Origin of the sequence: Myxococcus eversor (genome assembly GCF_010894455.1) — a bacterium.
Taxonomy (GTDB): Bacteria; Myxococcota; Myxococcia; order Myxococcales; family Myxococcaceae; genus Myxococcus; species Myxococcus eversor.
The window spans coordinates 72,976-96,120 of sequence record NZ_JAAIXY010000008.1 but is presented as its reverse complement, the minus strand read 5'-3'; the positions used below and the strand labels follow the sequence as shown (position 1 = coordinate 96,120).

The 23,145-nt window shown below is 70.2% G+C and carries 14 protein-coding genes; 12 read left to right on the top strand and 2 right to left on the bottom strand.

Going from position 1 to position 23,145, the window contains the following annotated elements; all coding sequences use genetic code 11:
• Positions 1-92 precede the first annotated feature (92 nt).
• The 4 genes from G4D83_RS17720 to G4D83_RS46840 are packed head-to-tail and all read left to right on the top strand — an operon-like array spanning position 93 to position 7,582.
• Complete coding sequence (locus G4D83_RS17720; RefSeq protein WP_163865954.1) at positions 93-1,178, top strand: ATP-binding protein; 1,086 nt, start codon at positions 93-95, stop codon at positions 1,176-1,178.
• Positions 1,178-3,490, top strand: coding sequence for a DUF5682 family protein (locus G4D83_RS17715; protein WP_163865953.1), 2,313 nt, complete (start codon positions 1,178-1,180; stop codon positions 3,488-3,490). Before G4D83_RS17720 ends, G4D83_RS17715 begins: the two co-directional genes overlap by 1 nt.
• On the top strand, positions 3,487-4,698 hold the full coding sequence (locus G4D83_RS17710) for a VWA domain-containing protein (RefSeq protein WP_163865952.1): 1,212 nt from the start codon (positions 3,487-3,489) through the stop codon (positions 4,696-4,698). The genes G4D83_RS17715 and G4D83_RS17710 overlap by 4 nt, the downstream gene beginning before the upstream one ends.
• Positions 4,691-7,582, top strand: a complete 2,892-nt coding sequence (locus tag G4D83_RS46840; protein ID WP_163865951.1) for a HEAT repeat domain-containing protein — start codon at positions 4,691-4,693, stop codon at positions 7,580-7,582. The genes G4D83_RS17710 and G4D83_RS46840 overlap by 8 nt, the downstream gene beginning before the upstream one ends.
• 151 nt (positions 7,583-7,733) lie before the next feature.
• Here the strand turns inward: G4D83_RS46840 and G4D83_RS17700 are convergent, their stop codons facing one another.
• Together G4D83_RS17700 and G4D83_RS17695 are read right to left on the bottom strand one after the other, a co-directional pair.
• On the bottom strand, positions 7,734-8,567 hold the full coding sequence (locus G4D83_RS17700; protein WP_163865950.1) for an alpha/beta fold hydrolase: 834 nt from the start codon (positions 8,565-8,567) through the stop codon (positions 7,734-7,736).
• A 121-nt stretch (positions 8,568-8,688) separates the two neighbouring features.
• Positions 8,689-9,930 carry an AAA family ATPase gene (locus tag G4D83_RS17695; protein WP_163865949.1) on the bottom strand — a complete coding sequence of 414 codons (1,242 nt, stop codon included), beginning with the start codon at positions 9,928-9,930 and terminating at the stop codon, positions 8,689-8,691.
• A gap of 146 nt (positions 9,931-10,076) precedes the next feature.
• Between G4D83_RS17695 and G4D83_RS17690 the strand changes: the two genes are divergently transcribed.
• From G4D83_RS17690 to G4D83_RS17655, 8 genes are all read left to right on the top strand, one after another.
• Positions 10,077-11,096, top strand: a complete 1,020-nt coding sequence (locus G4D83_RS17690) for a hypothetical protein (RefSeq protein ID WP_163865948.1) — start codon at positions 10,077-10,079, stop codon at positions 11,094-11,096.
• 147 nt (positions 11,097-11,243) lie between these two features.
• Positions 11,244-13,304, top strand: coding sequence for a HEAT repeat domain-containing protein (locus G4D83_RS17685; protein ID WP_163865947.1), 2,061 nt, complete (start codon positions 11,244-11,246; stop codon positions 13,302-13,304).
• 142 nt (positions 13,305-13,446) lie between these two features.
• Positions 13,447-15,087 carry a TolC family protein gene (locus G4D83_RS17680; protein ID WP_163865946.1) on the top strand — a complete coding sequence of 547 codons (1,641 nt, stop codon included), beginning with the start codon at positions 13,447-13,449 and terminating at the stop codon, positions 15,085-15,087.
• Positions 15,075-16,220, top strand: a complete 1,146-nt coding sequence (locus G4D83_RS17675; RefSeq protein ID WP_163865945.1) for an efflux RND transporter periplasmic adaptor subunit — start codon at positions 15,075-15,077, stop codon at positions 16,218-16,220. The genes G4D83_RS17680 and G4D83_RS17675 overlap by 13 nt, the downstream gene beginning before the upstream one ends.
• 9 nt (positions 16,221-16,229) lie before the next feature.
• Positions 16,230-19,403, top strand: a complete 3,174-nt coding sequence (locus G4D83_RS17670) for an efflux RND transporter permease subunit (protein ID WP_163865944.1) — start codon at positions 16,230-16,232, stop codon at positions 19,401-19,403.
• A 78-nt stretch (positions 19,404-19,481) separates the two neighbouring features.
• On the top strand, positions 19,482-21,401 hold the full coding sequence (locus tag G4D83_RS17665; protein ID WP_163865943.1) for a patatin-like phospholipase family protein: 1,920 nt from the start codon (positions 19,482-19,484) through the stop codon (positions 21,399-21,401).
• Positions 21,398-22,366: a 3-oxoacyl-ACP synthase III family protein gene (locus G4D83_RS17660; RefSeq protein WP_163865942.1), complete on the top strand. Its 969-nt coding sequence runs from the start codon at positions 21,398-21,400 to the stop codon at positions 22,364-22,366. The genes G4D83_RS17665 and G4D83_RS17660 overlap by 4 nt, the downstream gene beginning before the upstream one ends.
• On the top strand, positions 22,363-23,121 hold the full coding sequence (locus G4D83_RS17655) for a lysophospholipid acyltransferase family protein (protein WP_163865941.1): 759 nt from the start codon (positions 22,363-22,365) through the stop codon (positions 23,119-23,121). Before G4D83_RS17660 ends, G4D83_RS17655 begins: the two co-directional genes overlap by 4 nt.
• The last annotated feature ends 24 nt before the right edge of the window (positions 23,122-23,145 follow it).

Genomic DNA, 23,145 nt, shown 5'->3' with positions numbered 1-23,145 from the left:
CAGCTTCGCGCTCCCGGAGGTCGGTTTCCGAGCCACAGCCCAGACAACCCCTCGGATTGCGGCGTGTCAGACCGAACCGGTAGTTTGCACGCATGCCGGACATCCGACTGCCCGCCGAAGCGAAGTTCAAGACCGAGCTGGAAGCCCTCGCCGCCCATGACGACAAGCCCCGTCCTCCTGGATGGGCGCTGTCGCCTCGCGCCGTGGAGACATACATCCTCGGCGCCGCCAAACCCGTGGGCGGCGTGACGATTACGCCCAAGTACGTCGGCGACAAGGGACTCATCCAGGTCTGCATCGCCACACTCGCCTCGGACCGCGCGCTGATGCTCGTGGGCGAGCCCGGCACCGCGAAGAGCTGGCTGTCCGAACACCTGGCCGCCGCCGTCAGCGGCACCTCCGCCCTCATCGTCCAGGGCACCGCCGGCACCAGCGAGGACCACCTCAAGTACTCGTGGAACTACGCGCTGCTGCTCGCGCAGGGCCCCACCCCCGAGGCCCTCGTCCCCTCCCCCGTCCTGCGCGCCATGCGCACCGGCAAGTTCGCCCGCTTCGAGGAGGTCACCCGCACGTCCCCAGAGATTCAGGACGCGCTCATCTCCATCCTGTCGGAGAAGCAGGTCTCCATCCCCGAATTGGGCGAGGTGGTCAGCGCCCAGCGCGGCTTCAACCTCATCGCCACCGCGAACACGAGAGACCGGGGCGTCAACGAGATGAGCGCCGCCCTCAAGCGCCGCTTCAACTTCGTCACCGTCCCCGTCGTCGAGGACCTGGAACAGGAAATCCAGATCGTGACGAAGCGCGAGGCGGAGCTGCGCAATGACTATCAGGTCGGCGTGCCGCCTCCGGAGGAGCTGTCGCGAATCCTGCTCACGCTCTTCCAGGAGCTGCGCAAGGGCGTGACGAAGGACGGCAAGACGAAGGTCCGCACCCCGGGCGCCGTGCTGTCCACCGCGGAGGCCATCAGCGTGCTGTTCAACAGCTCCATCCTCGCGGAGCAGTTCGGCGGCGGAAAGGTCACCCCCCACGAGCTGGCCGCCTCGCTGGTGGGCGCCGTGGTGAAGGAGCAGGAGGACGACGTGAAGGCCCTGCGCGAGTACATGGAGACCGTCGCCAAGGGCCGCACTGGCGCCTGGAAGGACCTCTACACCGCCAGCAAGAAGCTCCTGAGGGGCTGATGGACCTGGACCTGCTCTCCCGGGTGCACCTGTTCCCGGTGCGCCACCACTCGCCGCGCACCACGGCGGTGCTCGGGCGCTGGCTGGAGCGCGTGAAGCCGGAGGTCGTCCTCATCGAGGGACCCTGTGATGCCTCCGACCTGATTGACGTGCTGTGTGACTCGGAGACGAAGCCACCCATCGCGCTGCTCGGCTACCGCACGGATGACACCCCGGGCTCGGCGCTGTGGCCCTTCGCGGACTACTCTCCCGAGTACGCGGCCCTGCGCTGGGCGAAGGTGAACCGCGCCCGCGCGTCGTTCATCGACATCCCCGTCGGCGTCAGCCTGGGCATGGACCGCCACGCCGAGACGGCCAGCGTCGAGAGCGAGGATGTCCCGGAGGCCGAGCGTCACGAGCACGTCCATGACGAAGAGCCGCTCACGGAGCGCTTCGCCCGCGAGCAGGGCTACCGCTCCTTCGAAGAGCTGTGGGAGGCGCTGTTCGAGGCGCCCGACTGGACGCCCGAGGGCTTCCGTCCCGTGCTGCTCGCCTGGGCGGATGTGCTCAACGCGGGTCCTCGACAGGACTACCACCGCTGGCGCGATGCCTTCATGGCGCGCAAGGTGCTGGAGGTGGTGGCCAGCGGAGTCTCGCCGGACAAGGTCGCCGTGGTGGCCGGCGCCGCGCACATCGCGGCCTTCCTGGCCCGGGACGTGGAGCCCGCGCTGGAGGCGAAGCTGCCCAAGGCCGTGCCCTGCGCGGTGACGGTGATTCCGTACAGCTTCCCCCGGCTGTCCGAGCAGCTTGGCTACGGCGCGGGCAATCGGGCGCCGCACTTCTACCAGAAGGCCCACGAGGCCCAGTGCGACTTCCGGCGCGCGACGCTGGAGGTGCTCATCGACTTCGCCGCGCACCTGCGCATGCGCGGCTTCACCGCGTCCCTGTCGGACGTGCTGGAGGCGTACCGGCTGGCGATGACGCTGGCGGACCTGCGCGAGAAGAGCGCACCGGGACTCGACGAGCTGCGCGAGGCCACCGTGGCCACGCTGTGTCGGGGAGATGCGACGCATGTCGACGCCTTCCTGTGGAAGAGCGTCGTCGGTCATCAAGTCGGACGGGTGGCCAGTCGCATCGGCAAGAACTCGCTCCAGGCGGAGTTCTGGCGGGAGCTGGACTCGCGCCGGCTGCCGAGCACCGACAGCCCGGAGACCTTCACGCTGCGCTTGAACAACACGGTGGAGGTCGGCTCCTCGGTGTTCCTCCACCGCCTGCGCGTGGCCGGGATTCCGTATGCGACGCTGGCCGCCACGGGACAGCAGCGCGCTTCGCCACAAGAGGCCGGAGGACAGGCCGCGCTGACGCGGGTTCGCGAGTCCTGGCAGGCACAGTGGACCCCGTCCACGGACGTGGCGCTGGTGGAGAAGATCGTCCTCGGCGACTCGTTGGAAGCCGTGACGACCCGCGTCCTCCAAGAGCAACTGGACCTGGCGAAGACCACGGGCGCGGCAGCGGAGGTGTTGCTGGAGTCGGTGATTACCGGCTGCCCGCAGACCATGGCGTCGGCGCTGCGCGCCTGTGACACGCACGCGGCCACGGACGTGGACCTGCCGTCGCTCGCGTCGGCGGCTCGCGCGCTGTCAGGACTGGTGGCCTATGGCACTTCGCGCGCTCACACGGACGTGGGCGACGAGGCGGTGACGGTGCTCTGCCAGAAGACCTTCTCCCGCGCGCTGCTGCGCGTGCGCGAGTCCTGCGCCTGCGGTCCAGACGCCCTGCCTTCCGTGACGGAGGCGCTGCGCACCCTGCACGAGGTGGCGCTGTCCCAGCCGCTCGCGGACAAGGCCGGTTGGCTGGTGGAGGCTCGCGAGCTGATGGGCAGCAACACCGTGCACCCGGCGACGTCGGGAATGGCCACGGGGCTGTTGTACCTGGCGCACGAGCTGAGCGAGGCGGAGGTGGCGACCATCGTCGGATTGCGGCTGTCGCTGGCGGTGGCTCCGGAGGAGGGCGCGTCCTGGCTGGAGGGCTTCCTGGGCGTCAACGCGCTGGTGCTGGTGAAGAACCGTGAAGTGGTGAAGGCCCTGGATGACTTCCTGGCCAGCATCGACCCGGAGCGCTTCCGTCAGACCCTGCCGGTATTGAGGAGGGCACTGGCCGTGCTGGGTACCACCGAGCGTCGCTACCTGATGGAGAACGTGGTGGCGGTGCGCCAGCTCGGAGAGAAGGGGCGGGCCGTGAAGACGGTGCTCGAGGAGAAGGACACGGCGAAGCTCAAGGACATGAGCGCCGAGCTGGGCAAGGCACTCGACGACCTGGATGACCTGCTATGAGCGTGGACCCCAAGGAGCTGGCGGAGAAGGACCGGGATGCGCTGCTGCGCTGGCGGCTCGCGCTCGGTCCAATGGCGGAGAAGACGGGGGCATGTCCCTCGCTGCGCGCACTGGGCGCCCAGGCGAGTTCGGTGGGCGTGGGCCAGGGGGACCTGGAGGCGCTGGATGACGCGCTGTCCTTCGTCTACGGCGACAAGCGCGGGGGTTCGTCCGGCTCGCGCCCCTACATCCCCGAGTGGCTCGGCGCGCTGCGCGGCTTCTTCCGCGATGATGTGATTGCGCTCGTCCAGAAGGACGCCATCGAGAAGAAGGGGCTCACCCAGCTCCTCTTCGAGCCGGAGACGCTGCCCTTCCTCGACAAGAACGTGGAGCTGGTGACGACGCTGGTCAGCGCGCGCGGCCTCATCCCCGACGAGGCGAAGGCGATTGCCCGGCAGATTGTCCGCGAGGTGGTGGAGGAGCTGCGCAAGAAACTGGAGTCCACCGTCCGCACGGCCGTGTTCGGCGCCCTGCGCAGGGACAGGACGAGCCCGCTGCCGATTGCGCGCAACATCGACTGGAAGCGCACGATTCGGCAGAACCTGAAGGGCTGGGACGCGGAGCACAAGCGGCTGGTGCCGGAGCGCTTCTCCTTCTGGCCCAACCAGCGCCGTCACCATGAGTGGGACGTGACGCTGGTGGTGGACCAGTCCGGCTCCATGGCCCAGAGCGTGGTGTACAGCTCCGTCATGGCGGCCATCTTCGCGTCCCTGGATGTGCTGCGCACGCGCCTCATCCTGTTCGACACGGAGGTGGTGGACATGACGCCGCTCCTCACGGACCCGGTGGAGGTGCTGTTCACCGCGCAGCTCGGCGGCGGCACGGACATCAACCGCGCGGTGGCCTATGCCCAGGCGAACCACGTGCAACGGCCGGAGAAGACCCTCTTCCTGCTGATTACCGACCTCTATGAGGGCGGCGACGCGGAGGAGCTGGTGGCGCGGTTGCGCCAGCTCGTGGACTCGCGGGCGAAGGTGCTGTGCCTGCTGTCGCTGTCGGATGGGGGCCAGCCCACGTACGACCACGCGATGGCGGAGAGGCTCACCGCGCTGGGCATCCCCTGCTTCGGGTGCACGCCCAAGCGGCTGGTGGAGGTGGTGGAGCGGGTGATGCGCAACCAGGACCTGGCGCCGCTGCTGGCCGCCCACAAGGAGTCGCGCCATGGCTGAGATACGCAAGGTGGTGGCCAGCGTCGGAGGGCTGACGGAAATCATCGGCGACCCCTCGGAGGTGTCGAAGGGGACGCGCATCTTCGATGACAAACAGCTCCTGCACCTGTCCCGCTTCGAGAACCGCCTGTTCGCGGACGCGCTCGGCTCGGGGGCCACGCCCTACAAGGTGTCGCTGGTGTTCGGGGACGGGCGTGAGGTGAAGGGGCGGTGCTCCTGTGTCGCCGCGCGCTCGCGGCCGTTCTGCAAGCACGCGGCGGCGCTGCTGGTGGCCTGGGCTCGCGCGCCAGAGGCCTTCGTCACCACCGACTCGGCTCCGGCGGGCGCGGGCGGGCCCGCGAAGAAGAGCGTGAAGAAGGGGAAGACGGAGACGGGCGAGCTGATGAAGGCGGGCGTGGCGCAGGTGTCCACGCTGGTGCGGGAGCTGGGCCTGTCCGGCGTGGCGTCCCTCTCCGAGGACCGGGCCGAGCAGGTGCGCGCCCTGGCGGAGTCGCTGCGCGCCAATGGGCTGCGGCGACTGGCGGCGCGCGCGGTGGAGGTGGCGGCCCTGCTGGAGCAGGCGGCGGCGCGCACGGGCACGTTCGAGCCGCCCGTCTTCACCGACCTGGTGGCGGACATGCTGCTCACCGCGCGCAAGGTGGAGAAGCACCTGGGCGGAGAGCCGCTGGAGGACCGCTACGTCGAAGAGCTGATTGGGAAGACGTGGACGAAGAAGGACCGGGCGCCCATCGAGGGACTGACGCTGGTGGAGTATTCGTTCACCACGCGCGTCACGCCCGACAACTTCCTCGTCCGGGAGAGCCGCTTCCTGGAGCTGGGCTCCGGAACCCACTTCACGGAGAAGCAAATCCTCCCCGCGTTCCTCAAGACGGTGGAGCCCAAGAAGAGTCACGCGGGCGTCATCCTGGAGGAGGCCAAGGGCGGGCAGTACCCGGGCTTTCCTCCTCGACGATTGGATTTGGAGAGCACGAAGACGACGCATCCGCAGGACGACTCGGCGCTGCGGCAACTGGTGAAGGCGGCGCTTCCGGACGTGGGGGCCGCGCTGGCGGCCTTCCAGGAGCATCGCAAGGACGTCTTCGCGCCGGACCTGCTGCCGGTGGCGCTGCGCGTGCAGACGCTCCTGGCGAGCGGACAGCGCTCGCAGCTGGTGGACTCGGGCGAGCGCGGACTGTTCCTGCCTGCGGACCCGCGGCTGGAGGAGCCCTTCGCGGCGGCGCTGGAAGGGGCCACCCTGAAAGTGGTGTTGGGCGACGTGGGGCTGGAGGCGGCGCTCCCCACCCTGTTTCCGCTCGCGGTGGTGGTGGAGACTCCGGACGGGCTGGAGCTGCGCGGCCTGGGGCTGCGTGAAGCGCCGGAGGAGCCCTCGCGGCGTCGGCGTCGGCGCGCGCGGCCGGAGGCGCCGGTGGCGGTGCCTCGCAGCGGGTGGGCGGAGGCGGCACGCGCGGCGGGAGCGTCTCGCGCCGCCATCGCCCTGGCCGAGGTGCGGGACGAGCTGGCGGAGAAGTTCTCCAATGGCCTGCCGTCGCTTTCACCTCGCGCGGTGGAGCCGCTGGTGGCTCGGCTGCGGGAGCTGGGGCTGGAGAAGCCCGGGGCGCTGCTGGAGGCGCTGGCGCAGCGGCCTGACGCGGCGGAGCGGCTGGACGACTTCATCAAGGTGTATCAGGTGCTCGGCATCGCCCTGGTGCGGCTGGCGGGCGCGGCGCAGGTCCAGGCCGACACGCTGGAGCCGGTGCCCACGCACCCGAGCATCCACATCCGGAAGCCCGAGACGCCGCTGCCTCCGGGCGAGGCGCTGCTGAAGCGGGCTCGCGGAGAGCTGTCGCGCTACGAGGCCACGGCCCATGCGGCGCACTACTACGCGAGCCTGGGCGCGGACTCGCTTCTGGAATCGCTCTATCCGGCGTGGAGCGACGGCGCGGCGAGCACCGCCGTCGTCCGGGCGCTGGCGTCATGCCCGCCGGAGCGCGTGCTGGAGGTGACGAAGCAGGCCCTGTCCGAGCACCACAGCCGGATGGTGCGCCGCACCGCCATGCAGGTGCTGGGACAGCTGGGTGTCCATGAGGCGCGAGTGCTGCTGGACGGACTGACTCGCAAGGGCCACGACGCGGGGTTGCGGCTCCATGCGCGCGAGGTGCTCAACGACATCCAGGCCCGGGAGACTGGCCCTGGGTCCGTGGCGGCGCTCGCGCAGGTGAGACAGGGAAGAGTCCGCCCGCTCGCGCAGCGGGCACTGTCGGAGCCGACTCGAGAGGCTCGACTGGCGGCGGTGGACCAGCTCGAGGGACTGGGGCTGACGCAGGCGTGGCCGGTGCTGCGACAGGTGTTCTACGGAGACCCGTCCAACGAGGTGCGGCGACGCGCCGCCATGGCCCTGGCGTGGCTGGGAGACGCGGAGGTGCTGGACAAGTACGTGCACAGCGTCGAGGCGCGCGACGCGGACGATGAGGAGGCGAAGACGGCGGTGTACGCGCTGGGCGTGCTGGGTGACGTGCGCGGGGCGGAGACCTTGCTGGCGGCGTTCGTCGACGGGTGGAAGCCGGGCGTCGTGTCCGACTCGCTCAAGACCTTCGGGCTGGCGATGCTGGAGCCCCTTGTCCGGCTGGCGGAGATTCGGCCAGAGGCGCTGGAGCGACAGGCGCTGCGCAATCTGTTCGAGCGATTCCCCGCGGACGCGCTCTCCAAGGTGTTGCTGGCCCGTTTGGAGGCGGCGCGCTCACACCCCGAGCGACTCACGCGCTTCGGGACGTACTTGAAGCTGGCGAACGAGAACATCCACGGCGCGGGCAAGGCGGTGGCGGCGGCCCTGCTCGACATCCCCGACGCGGCCGGGGACAAGACGCTCTCGCGCGCGGCGAAGAAGACGCTCGGGGTGAAGACCTAGGCTCGCCTCCGGGCGGGTTCCGCTCGCGCCTCACGACGCTCGCATCATTCGCGAGCGTCGCCGTGAGGACGGAGCGAGCCACCAGCCTCGTCGCATCACCCCGCCCGCGCGGACGACCACGGGCGGCCTCACCCGCGACTGCCTCGGCGCTTCACCCCGCCCGCGAGGACGGCACGGGCGAGCGCTCCAGCGACTCCAGGAAGGAGCCGAGCGCGGCGTTGACGAGCGCGGGCTCCTCCACCGTGGACGAGTGGCCTCCTCTTGGCAGCCGCGACAGCCTCGAGCCCGGAATCAACTGGTGGAGTCGCTCGGCCTTCGCGGGGACGGTGGCCACGTCCTCCTCTCCCACGACGATGAGCGTGGGCACGCGGATGTTCGGCACCTCGTGCGACACCGCGTTGCGGCGGATGACGCCGTTCACCGCGCGCCAGATGTCCCGCCGGTTCTCCAGGAGGCGCGCCCGCCACAGCGCCCGCTCCTCCGCCCGGTTCGGGTCCGACAGGAACGTCCGGCCGAACATGATGCGCATCACCGCGTCCACCACCGGCCGCAGCCCCGCCATCCGGGCGATGAGGTTGAGCAGCGTGTAGCGCGGCACGTTGGCCAGCGGCTCCGGGTCCGCCGAAGTCTCCAGCAGGCTGAGCGAACGCAGCAGCTCCGGCCGGCGCGCGGCGATGCGCATGCCGATGAAGCCCCCCATCGACAGACCGACGAAGTGACAAGGCCCCAGGTCCAACTTCTCCATCAGCCCCACCGCGTCCAGGTACAGCGTTTCCATGTCGATGGTGCTCACGTCGGGCACCGCGCTGCGGCCCTGCCCCCGGTGGTCATACGCGATGCAGCGATAGCGCCCCCGCAACGCATCCACCTGGGGGTCGAACAACCGCGTGCTCCACAACAACCCATGGCTGAACAGGATGGGCTCTCCAGAGCCTCCCGTATCCTCGTAATGCAACTCAGTTCCATTCACGGACAGCATCGGCATGGCGGTTCCCTCCCCACTCCCCGCAGGATAGGCCAGCCCGTGACGCGACATGGCAACAGTCATGCCGCGGTGCGCCGGCTGTCGACTCGCGGACTCCCACGGGAGAACGGACGTGCCTGGGTTACCAGAGCCCCTGGGCCTGGAGCAGGGCCCCTGTCTGGCCTGGCGTGGCGGCGCTCGCGGTGAACAGTCGTTCGGCGGCCTCCGGCGACGGGTCCTCCCACGTCAACAGCCCCGTGGCCTCCTCCCGACGACACACCACCAGGCTTCCGCGCACGTGCTCGGCGGACTCGAAGACGAGCAGGTCCATCAACACGGGGCTCTGACTGGTGAAGAAGCTCTGCCGCCCCTTGAGCGGCTCGACGCTGGCCCGCACCAACTGGGGGTGGAGCGAGTGGGCCACCTCGTCCACGACAACCACCGCGCGCGCCCGGGCCAGGTAGTGCTGGAGGGCGAGCAGGCGCTTCTGGCCATGCCCCAGCTGACGCGCGGACACCCGCGTGCCCCCGGGCCCCAGGAAGTCCAGCTCCAGGCCCCCGAGCGTGAGGGACTCGTACTTGCCCGCGGGCGGTGCCTCCATGGGGACGAGGGTGGCCTCCGCGGAGGTGAAGCCGAGCAGCCGCGCCGCGTCGCGCAGGAAGGGCACCGCGTCCGACGGGACGACGTAGCGCGCGGAGCCCCACTGCGCCGCCGCCAGCCGACGCAGGCCGTCCAACAGCACCTCCGACGCGAGCCCCGTGCCCGTGGCCAGCACGCCCTCCGCCCTGCGGGAGAGGCGCAGCTCGACTTGATAGAGATGCTCGAAGTAGGCCAGCCCCTCGTCGAAGCGGCACAGCCCCGCCAGCGCCGACACCTCACGGGCCATGGCCAAGAGCGGCTCCACCGTGGCCGCGCCCTCGCCCGTCTTCTCCACCCAGGCGATGCCTCCGGACATGAGGACCAGCCACAGCCGGCCGGCGACCTCGGGGGCCAGTCGCTCCTGGACGACGAGCGAGGTGTCACCCTCGCGCGAGACGGTGACCTGGAGCCCCTCGCGGCGGATGACCAGCGGCCAGGCCATGTCGCGTGGCGACACGACGATGTCCATGGACAGCCCCGCACCCGAGGGCCCTTCCTGGGGCACGTTTCGGACCCGCACCGTGATTCGGCCGGTGTCCGCGCTCAGCGCGTACTCCAACTCGAAGGGCTCCTGTGCCATGGCCGTGAAGTCCGAGCTGGCGACGGCGGCCAGGAGGTCCAAGAGCAACGTCTTCCCCGTGCCGTTGCGGCCCAGCAACACGTTGAAGGACGGGCTGAACGACAGCCGCGTGCCGGGCTTCACGGAGCGGTACTGGTGGACCTGGAGCCACTGGAGCTTGAGCATCGCCCGCCAGCCTCTCCCCCGGACACGCCAGGGTCAACCCTGCCTGTGACACAAAACGCTACTCCCCGAGAAGTCAATCAACACCCATTGTGAATAATCCCAGTGACAGTCAGGCTGCTGGTGCAACTCATTGACGGAGGTCACTCATGTTTCCTCAGCCGCGCCTGATTCGTTTCACGTCGAGGATTTCATTGCTCGGGCTCCTGGCCACCCTGAGCGTCGTCACCTGGAGCACGCCGGCCCAGGCGCGCACCTTCGGGGGCGTCATCGGATTTGCGTCCAACGGAACTGGCGAGCCTCCGAAGGGATTCGAGCCGTATTGCAAGTTCACATGGGAAATCCCCTGTCATTGCCCTCCGCCCACCGTCACCAACTTCAAGTTCGCCACGGGCTGCTCCACGGAGAACGTGGAGGAGGCCAAGAAGGACGCCCCGAACGCCTGTACCAACCTCTGCGACCAGGCGAGGAATGATTCGGGAACCGGCGGCGGTGTCGCGGGACGTCCGGGTGGCTCGACGGGCGGAGGCGTCACGCTCGACGGCGCCGGAACCCTGGCTCCCCTGGAGTCGGGAGGCTACGTGGGGTTCGTCCCCTTCAAGCTGGAGCCCATCGGACACACGTGGGAGAAGGAGCGACTGGCGGAGGAGCTCGTCCAGCGCACCTCCGTCCCCTGGGTCCGGCTCCAGGGCCTGGGTGAGTCCATCCAGTGGGAGGACCCGACGGGCTCGGCGGCCTTCGTCCAGGCCTTCTGGAGCGAGCGCGGCGCGCCCGAGCCCATCGGCCACTGCAAGCACTCCCTCCAGGTGTCCTGCCCGCTCGAGGACGTGAAGCTCGGTGACAGCCTCCAGGTCTGCTCGGGTGAGAGCGACACGGACGCCGCGCGAATCGCCGAGACGAGCTGCGCACCGCTGCGCTACGACGCGCTGAGCCGCTCCTGGAAGACCTGGGGCCTCTACGGCTTCCACAACGAAGGCCCGTACCGCGCGCCCTCCGCGACGGTCCGCGCGGTGGGCCCCCAGAAGTTCCTCGGCTACGTGCCCTCCAGCCTGGAGGTCGTGGGCCCCTACGAGGACTGGAGCAAGCTGGCGGACGAACTGCTGGAGCGCACGGAGGGCACCACCGTGTGGCTCTCCGGACCGGTGAAGTACTACGAGCCCAAGGAGTAGCGACACACCGCTCGCTCCCGCCCCGCTGCTCGCACGCGGGGCGGGGTGACGGACGGTCCAACCTGGGAGGACGGCTCAATCCCGCCATCCCTGGGAGCCCTGCTTGTCACGACAGGGCGCGACGGGCAGGCTGAGGGGACTTCCGACATGCGCCCCGCTCGTCCCGCCCTGCTCGCCCTCGTCCTCCTCGCGTTGATTGGCACGGCCGCGGGAGTCACCTTCGCGCTGCGCACGCCGGCTGCTCCGGCCACCGCGAGCGCCTCCGCTCCCACGCCTCCCAAGCCCGCTCCCGTGCCCGTGGCCCAGGCCACGCCGCCTCCCACGGAGGTGAAGGACGGACACCCGCCACGCGGTGTCTACGCCGGCGCCGAGGCGTGCGGTGAGTGCCACGAGGACGAGCACTCCGAATGGAGCAAGGGCTGGCACTCGCGCGCGCTGTCCCCGGCGACGTCGAAGTTCGTGGTGGGCGACTACCGGAAGAATACGCACTTCAAGGGAGACTCCAGCGAGGCGTGGATGCGCCGCGACGGCGAGCACCACTTCATGCGCACGAAGGGCGCGGACGGTCAGCTCGCGGAGTTCCCGGTGCAGTGGGTGGTGGGCGGCAAACGCATGCAGGACCCAGTCACCGTGCTCGCCGACGGTCGCTGGCAGGTGCTGCCCGTCTACTACCACGTCACCGGCAAGAGCGAGTGGGTGGACTACTCGGAGACGAAGCAGGGCGCGCTCACTCCGGACCATCCGTTCTTCTGGGCCAACTTCCGTCGCAGCGCACAGCACGCGTGTCTGGACTGTCACGTCACCGGGCTCGACGCGCGCCATGACCGCGCGACCCACACGTGGACGACACGCTTCACCGACGCGGGCGTCGCGTGCGAGAGCTGCCACGGCCCCGGCGCCAGGCACGCCGACACGCAGGACCCGAAGGACATCGTCCAGCCATCGAAGCTGTCCTCGGAGCTGGGCTTCGCGGTGTGCGCGCAGTGCCATGGCCCGCGCCGTCCCCTCTTCCCCATCCTCGACGGCGCGCACCGCTTCCAGCCCGGCCAGAAATATGAGGACTTCTACCAGCCCATCGTCCTCTTCGTGGGCAACGAGCGCTCCGGCGACTACTTCACCGACGGTCGCCCCAGCACCTCCAGCTTCGAGTACCAGGCCCTCATCCAGTCGCAGTGCCACCTCCAGGGCGGCGCCACCTGCCTCACCTGTCACACCGCGCCGCACGAGCCGCACGCCCCCAACGAGCTGAACCTTCCGGAGAAGACCGCCGCGAAAATCTCGGTGGGCTCGGCCACCTGTCAGCAATGCCACGCGGACCTGTTCGCCGCGGGCACGAAACACACCCAGCACACCGGCCGCGCCGCGCAGGACTGCCTGGCCTGTCACATGCCGCCCGTCGTCTCCGGCGTGCTCGACAAGTTCGCGGACCACGCGCTCGACGTGCCCGCGCCCGGGAACACCACGCGCCACGCCATCCCCAATGCCTGCAACACCTGCCACACGAAACAGACGCCCGAGGCCATGGACCAGGCCCTGACGAAACTGTGGCCGGACTCCGCGAAGCGGCAGGAGCGGCGCGTGCGCCTGGCGGATGCCTTCGATGACAAGACGGCGGACACCAGCCGGCCCGCGCTGGAGGCCGTGCTCGCCGACTCGAAGGAGGCGGCGTCGCTGCGCGGCGTGGCGGCGAAGGTGCTCGGGCGTCGGTACAAGAAAGAGGCCGTGCCGGCCCTGCGCGCCGCGCTAAAGGGAACGCAGGACAGCGTGCTGCGCGCGGACGTCATCGATGCGCTGGGCGCCGTGGGTGGCAAGGAGGCCACGGAGGACCTGGCGGCGCTGCTCCAGGATGGCTCCACGTGGGTGCGCCAGTCCGCGGCGCTGACGCTGGCGAGCTTCGGCGACACGCGCGGCACCGCGGCCGTGGAGGCGCTGGCGTCGCGGCCGGAGACCTCCGGGCTCGTGCAGCCGCACATCATGCTGGGGCAGCTCGCCGTGCGCCGGAAGGACCTGCCCACCGCCATCCGCGAGTTCGAGCGGGCGTTGGATTTGCAGCCCTACAACGCCGACGCGCTCGTCCGTCTGGCCGACCTGTATGTCGTCCAGGGACAAGTGGAGAAGGGCAAGGAGCAGCTCGAGGACGCGCTGCGCTTCGACCCGCAGAGCCGCGCGGCGAAGCAGCGTCTGTCCATGCTCAAACAGGGCCGCTGAGCGGCAGCCACGCGGCGAACGCAAGCCCCGCACGCTCCATCCACTGCTGAGCAGCCTCTCGTCCCTTCTGTCCGACAGGCGTGGACCGGCCCTGGGGTACGTGGCCGGTATCGGGTGCCTCCCCTACCTCAGGGCACCCGATATGAACGCCCTGCTGCTCGCCCTCCTCCTCTCGCACCCTGGCTCCGAGCCAGGGGTGCCGCTCGCCCAGGCCAGACCGCCGACCGCCGTGCGACAGCGGACCCAGGGACACGGCGCGCCCAAGGTGCTGCCCATCCAGAATCCCGGCGCGCCCAGGCCACCGTCGACCCCAGGACAGGGCACACTCGCGAAGCCCCCTGGAGCGCCGTCACGGGCGTCGAGCACCTCCTCTCAGCGACAGGATGCGCCCGTCCAGGAGCCCGACGACGAAGCCACGGAGACGAGCGAAGAGCCACCCGCGGCACCACAGCCCGAGGTGTCGGACCCGCTCCTGACACCCATGCCGCCCGCGCCCATCCAGGTGAAGTCCTGGGAAGAGGCGCTGAACCTGGTGCGGCAGCGGTCCACCGATTTGAGGACGGCGCTGGCCCAGGTGGAGTCCGCGGCGGGACAGGCGCGAGTCGCCCTGGCGGGCCTGCTGCCCGTCATCACCGGCACGGTGGGCGTGCAGTACAACGTGCTGGACCCCGAGTCGACGACCTTCATCGGCGGAACGGGCGACAGCATCAGCGGCGGCATCAGTGGCGGACTCGGAGGCACGGGGTCGGGGACGGGAAGCACCCTGACCCCCACGCAGCCCCCCTTCGCCGGAATCCTCTCCGCGTCCGTGCCGCTGTTCGACCTGCAGGCCATCGACCAGCGGCGCACGGCGCGCGAGGCCCAGCGCGCCGCGGGGTGGTCGCTCGCGGAGACGCGGCGTCAGCTCAGTGCCTCGCTCGCGCGGGCGCTGGTGCAGGTGGCCGCGCAGGAGCGACTGGCCGAGGTCAACCGCGTCAACCTGCGCACCGCCCTGGAGCGGCTCGCGCTCGCGCAGCGCCGGTTGGATTTGGGCGCGGGCACCAAGCTGGACGTGGTGCGCGTGAAGCAGGACACCGAGTCCGCGCGGGCGCTCGTGGTGACGGGTGACGAGGACTTGCGACAGGCGCGCGAGGCGCTCGGGCTCGCCCTGGGCCTGCCGCAGGCGGTGGGCCTGGCCAAGGGCGTGCGCGTGGACGAACTGCTCCAGAGCGCGAGGAAGGACTGTCGCCAGCTCCAGGAGCTGGAGGGGCGCTCGGACCTGGCGGCGGCGCGCTCGCGCTTCAAGGTGGCGCAGCGGCAGGTCAGCTCGGTGAAGGCGCAGTACGCGCCCTCGATATCCCTGACGAGCACGACGATTGCCCTCACGGTGACGGACGACTTCGTGAACGTGCCCATCTGGAACATCGGCGCCAACCTGCTCCTGCCCTTCTGGGACGGCGGGGCGCGCGAGGGGTTGCTGCGACAGGCCCGCGCGGAGGCGGAAATCGCGCGCCAGCAGGTGGTGGAACTGGAGCGCTCCGTCACGGTGGAAGTCACGCAGGCGCGACGCGGGGTGGAGGTCTCCCAGGCCTCGCGGGACATCTCCTCGCACGAGCGGGTGCTGGCCGAGGAGAACGACAGGCTCACCCGACGCAGTTTCGAGGTGGGCACGGGCACCAGCCTGGAGCTCATCCAGACGGCGGCGCAGTTGCGACAAGCGGAGCTGGCGCTGGTGGTGCGCGAGTTCCAGTTGGAGCAGGCGCGCGTCGAGGCATTCCTTGCGGAGGCGGCATGCGACTGGTGAGGACATGGGGCGCGGGGTGGGCGGTGGCCCTGGCGCTGGCGGGGTGCAAGGGCTCGAAGGACGCGGACGGTCCCCAGGGCGGTCAGGCGGGCGCGGGCACCGCCCTGCCCGTGCAGACGCTGGCGCTGGCACCCGGCGAGGTGCAGGACGCGGGCGAGTACGTGGGCACGCTCATCTCCCGCAGCAGCATCTCCATCTATCCCCAGGTCGCCGGCTACGTGCAGGCGATTCCGGTGCGGCCCGGCTCGCGAGCGCAGCGTAACGAGGTGCTGCTGGTGGTGGACCCGCGTCGGGAGGCGGCGGGGCTGCGCGCCACCCAGGCCCAGCGTGCGTCGGCGCTGGCGCAGCGCGAGTTCGCCCGGAGCACCCGCAAGCGCAGCGCGCAGCTCCTCAAGGAGGGGCTCCAGAGCCGCCAGGACTATGACCAGGCGGTGGCGCAGGCGCAGCAGGCGGAGGCGAGCGCGCGGGCGATTGAAGCGCAAATCCAGTCGCAGCGCGTGCAGCTCGGCTTCTACGAGGTGAGCGCGCCCTTCGATGGCGTGGTGGGAGACATCCCGGTGAAGGTGGGCGACTACGTGACGCCGCAGACGCGGCTCACCTCGCTGGACCAGAGCAAGGTATTGGAGCTCTCCGTGCAGGTGCCGGTGGACCGCGCCCTGCGCGTGCAGGTGGGGAAGACGCCGGTGGAGGTGCTGGACGCGGACGGCAAGGTGGTGGTGTCCGCGCCCGCCTTCTTCGTGGCGCCGACGCCCGCCTCGACGACGCAGTTGGTGGAGGTGAAGGCCGCCTTCGAGAACACGGGGAAGCTGCGCGCCGGCCAGTTGGTGCGCGTGCGCGTGGTGTACGCGGCGCGCGAGGCCCTCATCGTGCCCATCGTCGCGGTGACGCAAATCAGCAGCCAGTCCTTCGTGTACGTGGTGGGCAGCGCCGACGGAGGCACTGTCGCCCGCCGCACGCCGCTGGAGGTGGGCGACGTCACGGGCAACGACTACGAGGTGACGGGAGGGCTGGACGCGGGAGCGCAGGTCGTGGTGACCGGATTGCAGTTGCTGCGCGATGGCCAGCCCATCAAACCCACGCCCGCGAAGCCCGAGGGCCAGGGCGTGGGCGGCGCCTCCGACGCGGGCCAGTGAGAGGACGGCATGTTCACTGACTTCTTCATCCGCAGGCCCATCTTCGCCAGCGTGCTGTCCATCCTCATCACGCTGACGGGGGCCATCAGCATCCCGTCCCTGCCCATTGAGCAATATCCGGACCTGTCGCTGCCGGAAGTGCAGGTGACGTCGACGTACATCGGCGCGTCGGCGGAGACGGTGGAGAGCGCCGTGACGACGGTGCTGGAGCGCCAGCTCAACGGCGTCCAGGGGATGCGCTACATCTCCTCCACCAGCAGCAACACGGGGGCGAGCGCCATCACCGTGACGTTCGACCAGGGCCGGGATTTGGACATCGCGGCGGTGGACGTGCAGAACCGCGTGTCCACCGCGGCGCCGCAGCTCCCCGCCGCCGTCAACGCGCTGGGCATCACCGTCAACAAGGCGCAGACGCAGTTGCTCATGGCCTTTGGCCTGTTCGACGCGGAGGGCCGCTACGACACGGGCTTCCTGAGCAACTACGCGGACGTCTACATCCGCGACGCGCTCCTGCGAGTGAAGGGCGTGGGCGACGTGCGCATCTTCGGCGAGCGGCGCTTCGCGATGCGGCTGTGGCTGGACCCGACGGAGCTGGCGCGGCGCGGGCTGCAGGCCTCGGACGTCGTCGCGGCGCTGAGCACGCAGAACGTGCAGGTGGGCGCGGGGAAGGTGGGCCAGGCGCCGGCGCCTCCGGGGCAGAACTACCAGTTCACGCTGCAGGTCCAGGGACAGCTCGCCACGCCGGAGCAGTTCGGGGCCATCGTGGTGCAGCGGGGCCAGGACGGCTCGCTGGTGCGGGTGCGGGACGTGGGCCGGGCGGAGCTGGGCGCGGAGGACTACTCGCAGCTGTTGCGCTTCAACGGCCGGGACGCCGTGGGTCTGGGCATCTTCCAGCTCCCGGGCTCCAACGCGCTGCAGGTGCGCGACGGCGTCGTCACGGAGCTCAACCGCCTGAAGGCGAGCTTCCCTCCGGGCATGGACTACCAGGCCGCCTTCGACACCACCGTCGCGGTGCAGGCGTCGATTGAAGAGGTGCTCATCACGCTGGGCGAGGCCGTGCTCCTCGTCGTGCTGGTCATCTTCATCTTCCTGCACGGCTGGCGCAGCGTGCTGGTGGTCGCCACCACGCTGCCGGTGTCATTGATTGGCACCTTCCTCTTCGTCAACGCGCTCGGCTTCTCGCTCAACACCCTCACCCTCTTCGGCCTCACGCTGGCCACGGGCCTCGTCGTCGACGACGCCATCGTCGTCATCGAGAACGTGGAGCGCACCATGGAGGAGGGCCTCTCGCCGCGCGAGGCCACCCAGCGAGGCATGCGCCAGGTGGCCGGCGCCGTGGTGGCCATCGCCCTGGTGCTCTCCGCGGTGTTCGTCCCGGTATCCTTCTTCCCAGGCACCACCGGCTCCATCTACCGCCAGTTCGCGCTCACCCTCGCCTTCTCCATCAGCCTCTCCGCGCTGGTGGCGCTGACGCTCTCCCCCGCCCTGTGCGCCCGGCTGCTCAAGCCCCAGGAGGGCCAGAAGTGGAAGGTGTTCCGCCAGTTCGACAAGGGCCTGGACCGCTTCCGCGACGGCTACAGCCGGCTCCTGGAGAAGCTCATCGGTCCCTTGAAGTGGCCGGTCATCGCGGTGTTCGGCCTGTGCCTCGTCGGAACGGTGCTGGTGTACCGGTCCACGCCCTCCGGCTTCATCCCGGACGAGGACCAGGGCTACATCATCATCGCCGTGCAGGGCCCGGAGGGCACGTCGCTCGACTATACGCGGCGGGTGCTGCTCCAGACGGAGGACGTGCTGAAGAAGCAGCCCGAAACGGTGGACATCTTCACCGTGGGCGGCTTCTCGCTGCTGGGCACCGGCGCCAACTACGGCACCCTCTTCGTCAACCTGAAGCCCTGGGACGAGCGCAAGACGCGCGAGTCGAGCGTGGCGGGCCTGATTGAGCGGCTGCGCGGTCCGCTCATGGCCATTGGCGGCGCGCGCGTACTGCCCTTCCAGCCGCCGGCCATCCGCGGCGTGGGCAGCGTGGGCGGCTTCGAGTTCATCCTGGAGGACCAGCAGGGAGGCCGCTCGCTGGCGGACCTGGCGAAGACGACGGAGGCGCTGGTGGGCAAGGCCAACCAGTCTCCGGTGCTGCGCGGGGTGTTCTCCTCCTTCACCGCGAACACGCCGCTGCTCGACATCGAGGTGGACCGCGAGAAGGCGCTGTCGCTGGGTGTGCCCCTGGACGCACTTTTCTCCACGCTACAGGTGTACCTGGGTAGCCAGTACGTCAACGACTTCACTTTCTCAAATCGCGTGTATCGCGTGTACGTGCAGGCGGCGATGCCCTTCCGCAGCGTGCCCAACGACATCGGCGCGCTGTATGTCCGCTCGGCGGGCGGGGAGATGGTGCCGCTGGAGGCCCTGGTGCGCATCAAACCCATCACCAGCGCGCAGAACATCCAGCACTACAACCTGTATCGCTCCGCGGAATTGAACGGCCAGGCGGCCCCCGGCTCCAGCAGCGGCCAGTCCCTGGATGCCATGGAGAGCGCGGCGCGAGAGGTGCTGTCGGAGGGGTACACCTTCGAGTGGACGGGCCTGTCGCTGGAGCAGAAGGAGGCGGGCGGGCGCGTGCTCATCATCTTCGCGCTCGGCATCATCTTCGTGTTCCTGGTCCTCTCCGCGCAGTACGAGAGCTTCGCCTTGCCCTTCGTCATCCTCCTCGGGGTGCCGGTGGCCATGCTGGGCGCGCTCGGGTTCCAGAACCTGCGCGGGCTGCAGAACGACGTCTTCTGCCAGGTGGGACTGGTGATGCTGGTGGGCCTGTCCAGCAAGAACGCCATCCTCATCGTCGAGTTCGCCGAGCAACTGCGTCACCAGGGCAAGAGCGTGACGGAGTCCGCGATTGAGTCCGCGCGCACGCGCCTGCGTCCCATCCTGATGACGTCCTTCGCGTTCCTCATGGGCGTGATACCGCTGGTGCTCGCGTCAGGCGCGGGCGCGGCGGCGCGCAAGTCGCTGGGGACCACCGTCTTCGGCGGCATGTTGCTGTCGACCTTCGTCAACCTCATCTTCATCCCCGTGCTGTACGCGGTGGTGGAGTCCGCGCGCTCCCGTCTTCTCAAGCGGCACGAACACGCACGGCCCGATGGCGGAGGGACACCACCGCCCAACGAGCCGCCGCGTCCGCAGCCGGCCTGAGCCACGTGGCGGGGCCGATACGACCCAATATCCCAAGCCGGAGGGTTCGCTATCCTCCGGTGATTGATGGCCCGCTCCATGCCCCTCGACGTCCAGCGTCGTCGGCTGTACGCACTCAAGCGCGCTCCCGCCCTGCGGCACACCAGCAACACCGTCCTGCTCCAGATGTTGGATGTGGCCTGGGATGTCACATGGGCCAAGGACACGGTGCTGTGCGAGGAAGGCCAGGAGGCCCACGGCTTCTTCCTGCTGCTGGAAGGAGAGCTGGAGGCACACCGTGACGGCGAATTGCTGCTGACACTGCGCCCTGGAACACCGCTGGGATTCGAGGCGCTGATGGGCGGCCACTACTCCGTCACGGCGCGCGCGGCGACGTCCTGCAAGGGCCTCTTCTTTCCACGCGACGGCGTGTGGACGCTCGTCCAGGCGCGCGCGGGGCTGAGACAGGACCTGAAGCGGCTGCTGGCTCACGCCGAGCCACCGAAACAAGAGGACCCGCTGCCGAACGTGGAGGTGGTGACGTTCGCGAGCGAGGTGCGAGACACGCCCCTGTCGCGGCTCATCGAGCTGGTGGCCAAGGTCATCACCCACGACTTCAAGGACAGGGTGTTGCTGGTGCGCACCGCGGAGCCGGGCTCGGACGAGCTGCCGGTGAAGGGCGCGGACGGCGTGCTGCGCGCCACGGTGCCAGCGCCCGAGCCGGGCGCGCCGGGACGCCTGAGCGTGGAGCGGCTGCGCGAGCTGGCCCGGGAGCACGACCCCCACTACGTCTTCCTCGACGGCTGCCGGGTGGAGGGCGACGCGCCGCTGGTGGACAAGCACGTGCGGCTGGTGACACGCCACGAGGACACCCGCGTCTCGCGCTCCGGCAAGCACCGCGTGCTGCCCACGGTGGTCATCGACCCGAGGAATCCGACGCGGGAACCGGAGCTGCGAGGCCGGGCGTACACGGGCCCGCGCGAGGATGCCCACGTCCTGCCACCTTGTCGCCTGCGGGTGGACCTGCGACGGCTGGCTTCGCTGGTGGTGGATGCGAGGCCGCTGAAGGAGGTGGGCCTGAGCCCCGCCGAGCGGGACGCGCTGTCACGCTGGGCCCGGGCCATCACCCACCGTCGCGTGGGGCTGGCGCTCAGCGGCGGCGGCGTGTGGGGCTTCTACCACGTGCACATCTTGCGCTGGCTGGTGGAGCACCGCGTGCCGGTGGACTTCATCAGCGGCTCCAGCATGGGTTCGCTCGTGGGGGCGTACTTCTGCGGCACCGCGCTGGATGGACACAGCGGCCTCGAGGGGCTGCACCGGCTGGAGGAGCGGGCCATGAGCCACCGGCTGTCGCTGGCGGCGATGGCGGCGGTCGTCTCCACGTACTCGCTGGAGCATCTGGTGACTCAGGATTTGGGCGACGTGGGGCTGGAGGAGCTGCCCATCCGCTTCCTGCCGGTCGCGACGGACCTGACGAGCGGCGAGTGCGTGGCGCTGGAGCGGGGCCCCGTGGCACGCGGAGTGCGTGCGAGTGGCTCCGCGCCTGGACTCTGGGCCCCCACGCTGGTGCCTCCCGCACGCTACGTGGACGGCGCCTTCACCAGCATGGTGCCCGCGAGCGTGCTGGTGAGCGCGGGCGCGGACCTCGTGTTCTCCAGCAACATCTTCCCCTTCGGCATGCGTGAAACCGCCTGGATGCCGGAGTCACGCGTGGGCCGCTTCCTCGCGGGTCTCAATCCCGTGTCCAGGGCGCTGGACCTGATTGCCAGCGGTGTGTTGCTGTTGCATCACAGCGGTGATGCGGAGAGCTCGATGGCGGACGTGAGTTACGACATCCGGTCAGCGGACACACCGCTGCGGACGGCGATGGAGTTCAGCAAGGCGCGAGACATCCTGAAGCGCGCCGCGTCGGATGAAGCGCTGGCCTCGAAGCTCACGGAGCTGCAGGCCCACTGGCAGCAGATGCGCCTGCACTGCGGTCCCCATGGGCGGCGCTGTGGGGGACAGCAGGCGGCATGATTCCCGTGCGAATCCTGGGGACCGCGAGCCTGCAGCCGGGCCCGGCGGTGACGACGGAAGCGCTGTGCGCGCGCGTGGGCCGCGACGCCACGGAGGTGCTGCTCAAGACGGGCATCCGCACGCGGCACTTCGCGCCGCCGGGGACGACTTCAGCGGACGTGGCGGCGCAGGTGCTGCGCGGCGCGCTGGAGGCGGCGGGGCTGGAGGCGAAGGCGCTGCGGCGCATCTTCTGCGTCTCGTCCATGGGGGGCGACCTCACCACGCCCGCCACGGCGAACCGGGTGGCGGCGGCGCTGGGCCTGTCGGGCAGCTGCGACGCGATGGACCTGAGCAACGCGTGCATGGGCTTCTTGAGCGCGTTCGACCTCGCGGCGCGCTCGGTGGCGACGGGGCTGGGGCCGGTGGGCATCGTCTCCGTGGAGCTGTTGTCGCGCACGACGACGCCGGAAGACCCCAGGCCCTACCTGGTGCTGGGAGACGCCGCCGCCGCCGCGGTGCTCGGGGCCGGACGTCCGGGCGAAGGCGTGCTGGGCGTGGCGCTGGGCAACGACGGCACGCTGCCCGCGGACGTGGTGCTGGAGAACCCTCACGTGACGGGCAGGCCGGAGCGGATGCGCTTCCTGACGCCCAACAAGGCGATGACGCGCGTGGCGTTGGACGCGCTCTTGCGCGCCGCTCGCACGGTGCTGGAGGAGGCCCGGGTGGAGCTGCGCGACGTGGAGTGGGTGCTGACGCATCAGCCCAACGGGAGGATGTTGGAAGCGGTCCTGGATGCGATGGGCGTGGAGCAGGAGCGCGGGGTGCGCGTGGTGGACACGGTGGGGAGCGTGGGCTCCGCGTCGCTGCCCACGAGCCTGGACCGGCTGTTGCGCACCCGTCCGGTGAAGGCCGGGGACCGCATCCTCATGGTGGGCGTGGGCGCGGGCGTGGCGCACGGCGCGGTGCTGTACCAGGTGGGAAGATGAAGCGCGCGGGCGGACTCCCGCTCGCCGCGTGGCTGGGTGCCTTCGGGTGGCTGCGGCGCTACCACCGCTACGAGGTGGTGAACCTGGAGCCGCTGCTGCGTCCGGGGGCCAAGCTCATCGTCGGCTATCACGGGCGTCCCCTCGCGGTGGACCTGTGCATGCTGACGGTGACGCTGCACGAGCACCTGGGCTACCTGCCGCACGGCGTGGCGCATGGCGCGTTCGACCGCATCCCCGGCATGCGCGCGGTGGTGGACGGGCTGGGCTTCGTCACCGGAGACGACCCACGGCTGGCGGAGGCGGTGGCGCGAGGCGAGCACGTGCTGTTGCAACCCGGTGGCACGCGCGAGGGCTGTCGCAGCTTCCGGCATCGCTACCGGGTGAGCTGGGGCGAGCGGCTGGGCTACCTGCGGCTGGCGGTGCGCTACCGGCTGCCGATTGTCCCCGTGGGGGGCAGCGGCATGGATGACGCCTACGTGGGCCTCAATGACGGGTACGCGCTGGGGCGGCGCGTGGGGATGCCGTCGCGGATGCCGCTGTGGCTGGGGCTGGGCGCGACGGGGGTGTGGCCGCTGTCGCTGCCCTTCCCCGTGAAGATGACGCAGTGGGTGGGAGAGCCGCTGACGCGCCATCTGGAGCCGGGCTTCGACGCGGACGACAGGGAGTCGATGTTGGGAGCACACCAGGAAGTGGCAGGCGCCGTGCAGGCACTGCTGGACCGGGCACGCGGCCGGCGGCCCGGGACGATGGACTGAGCGAAGCAGGGAAGGCAGTGGAGC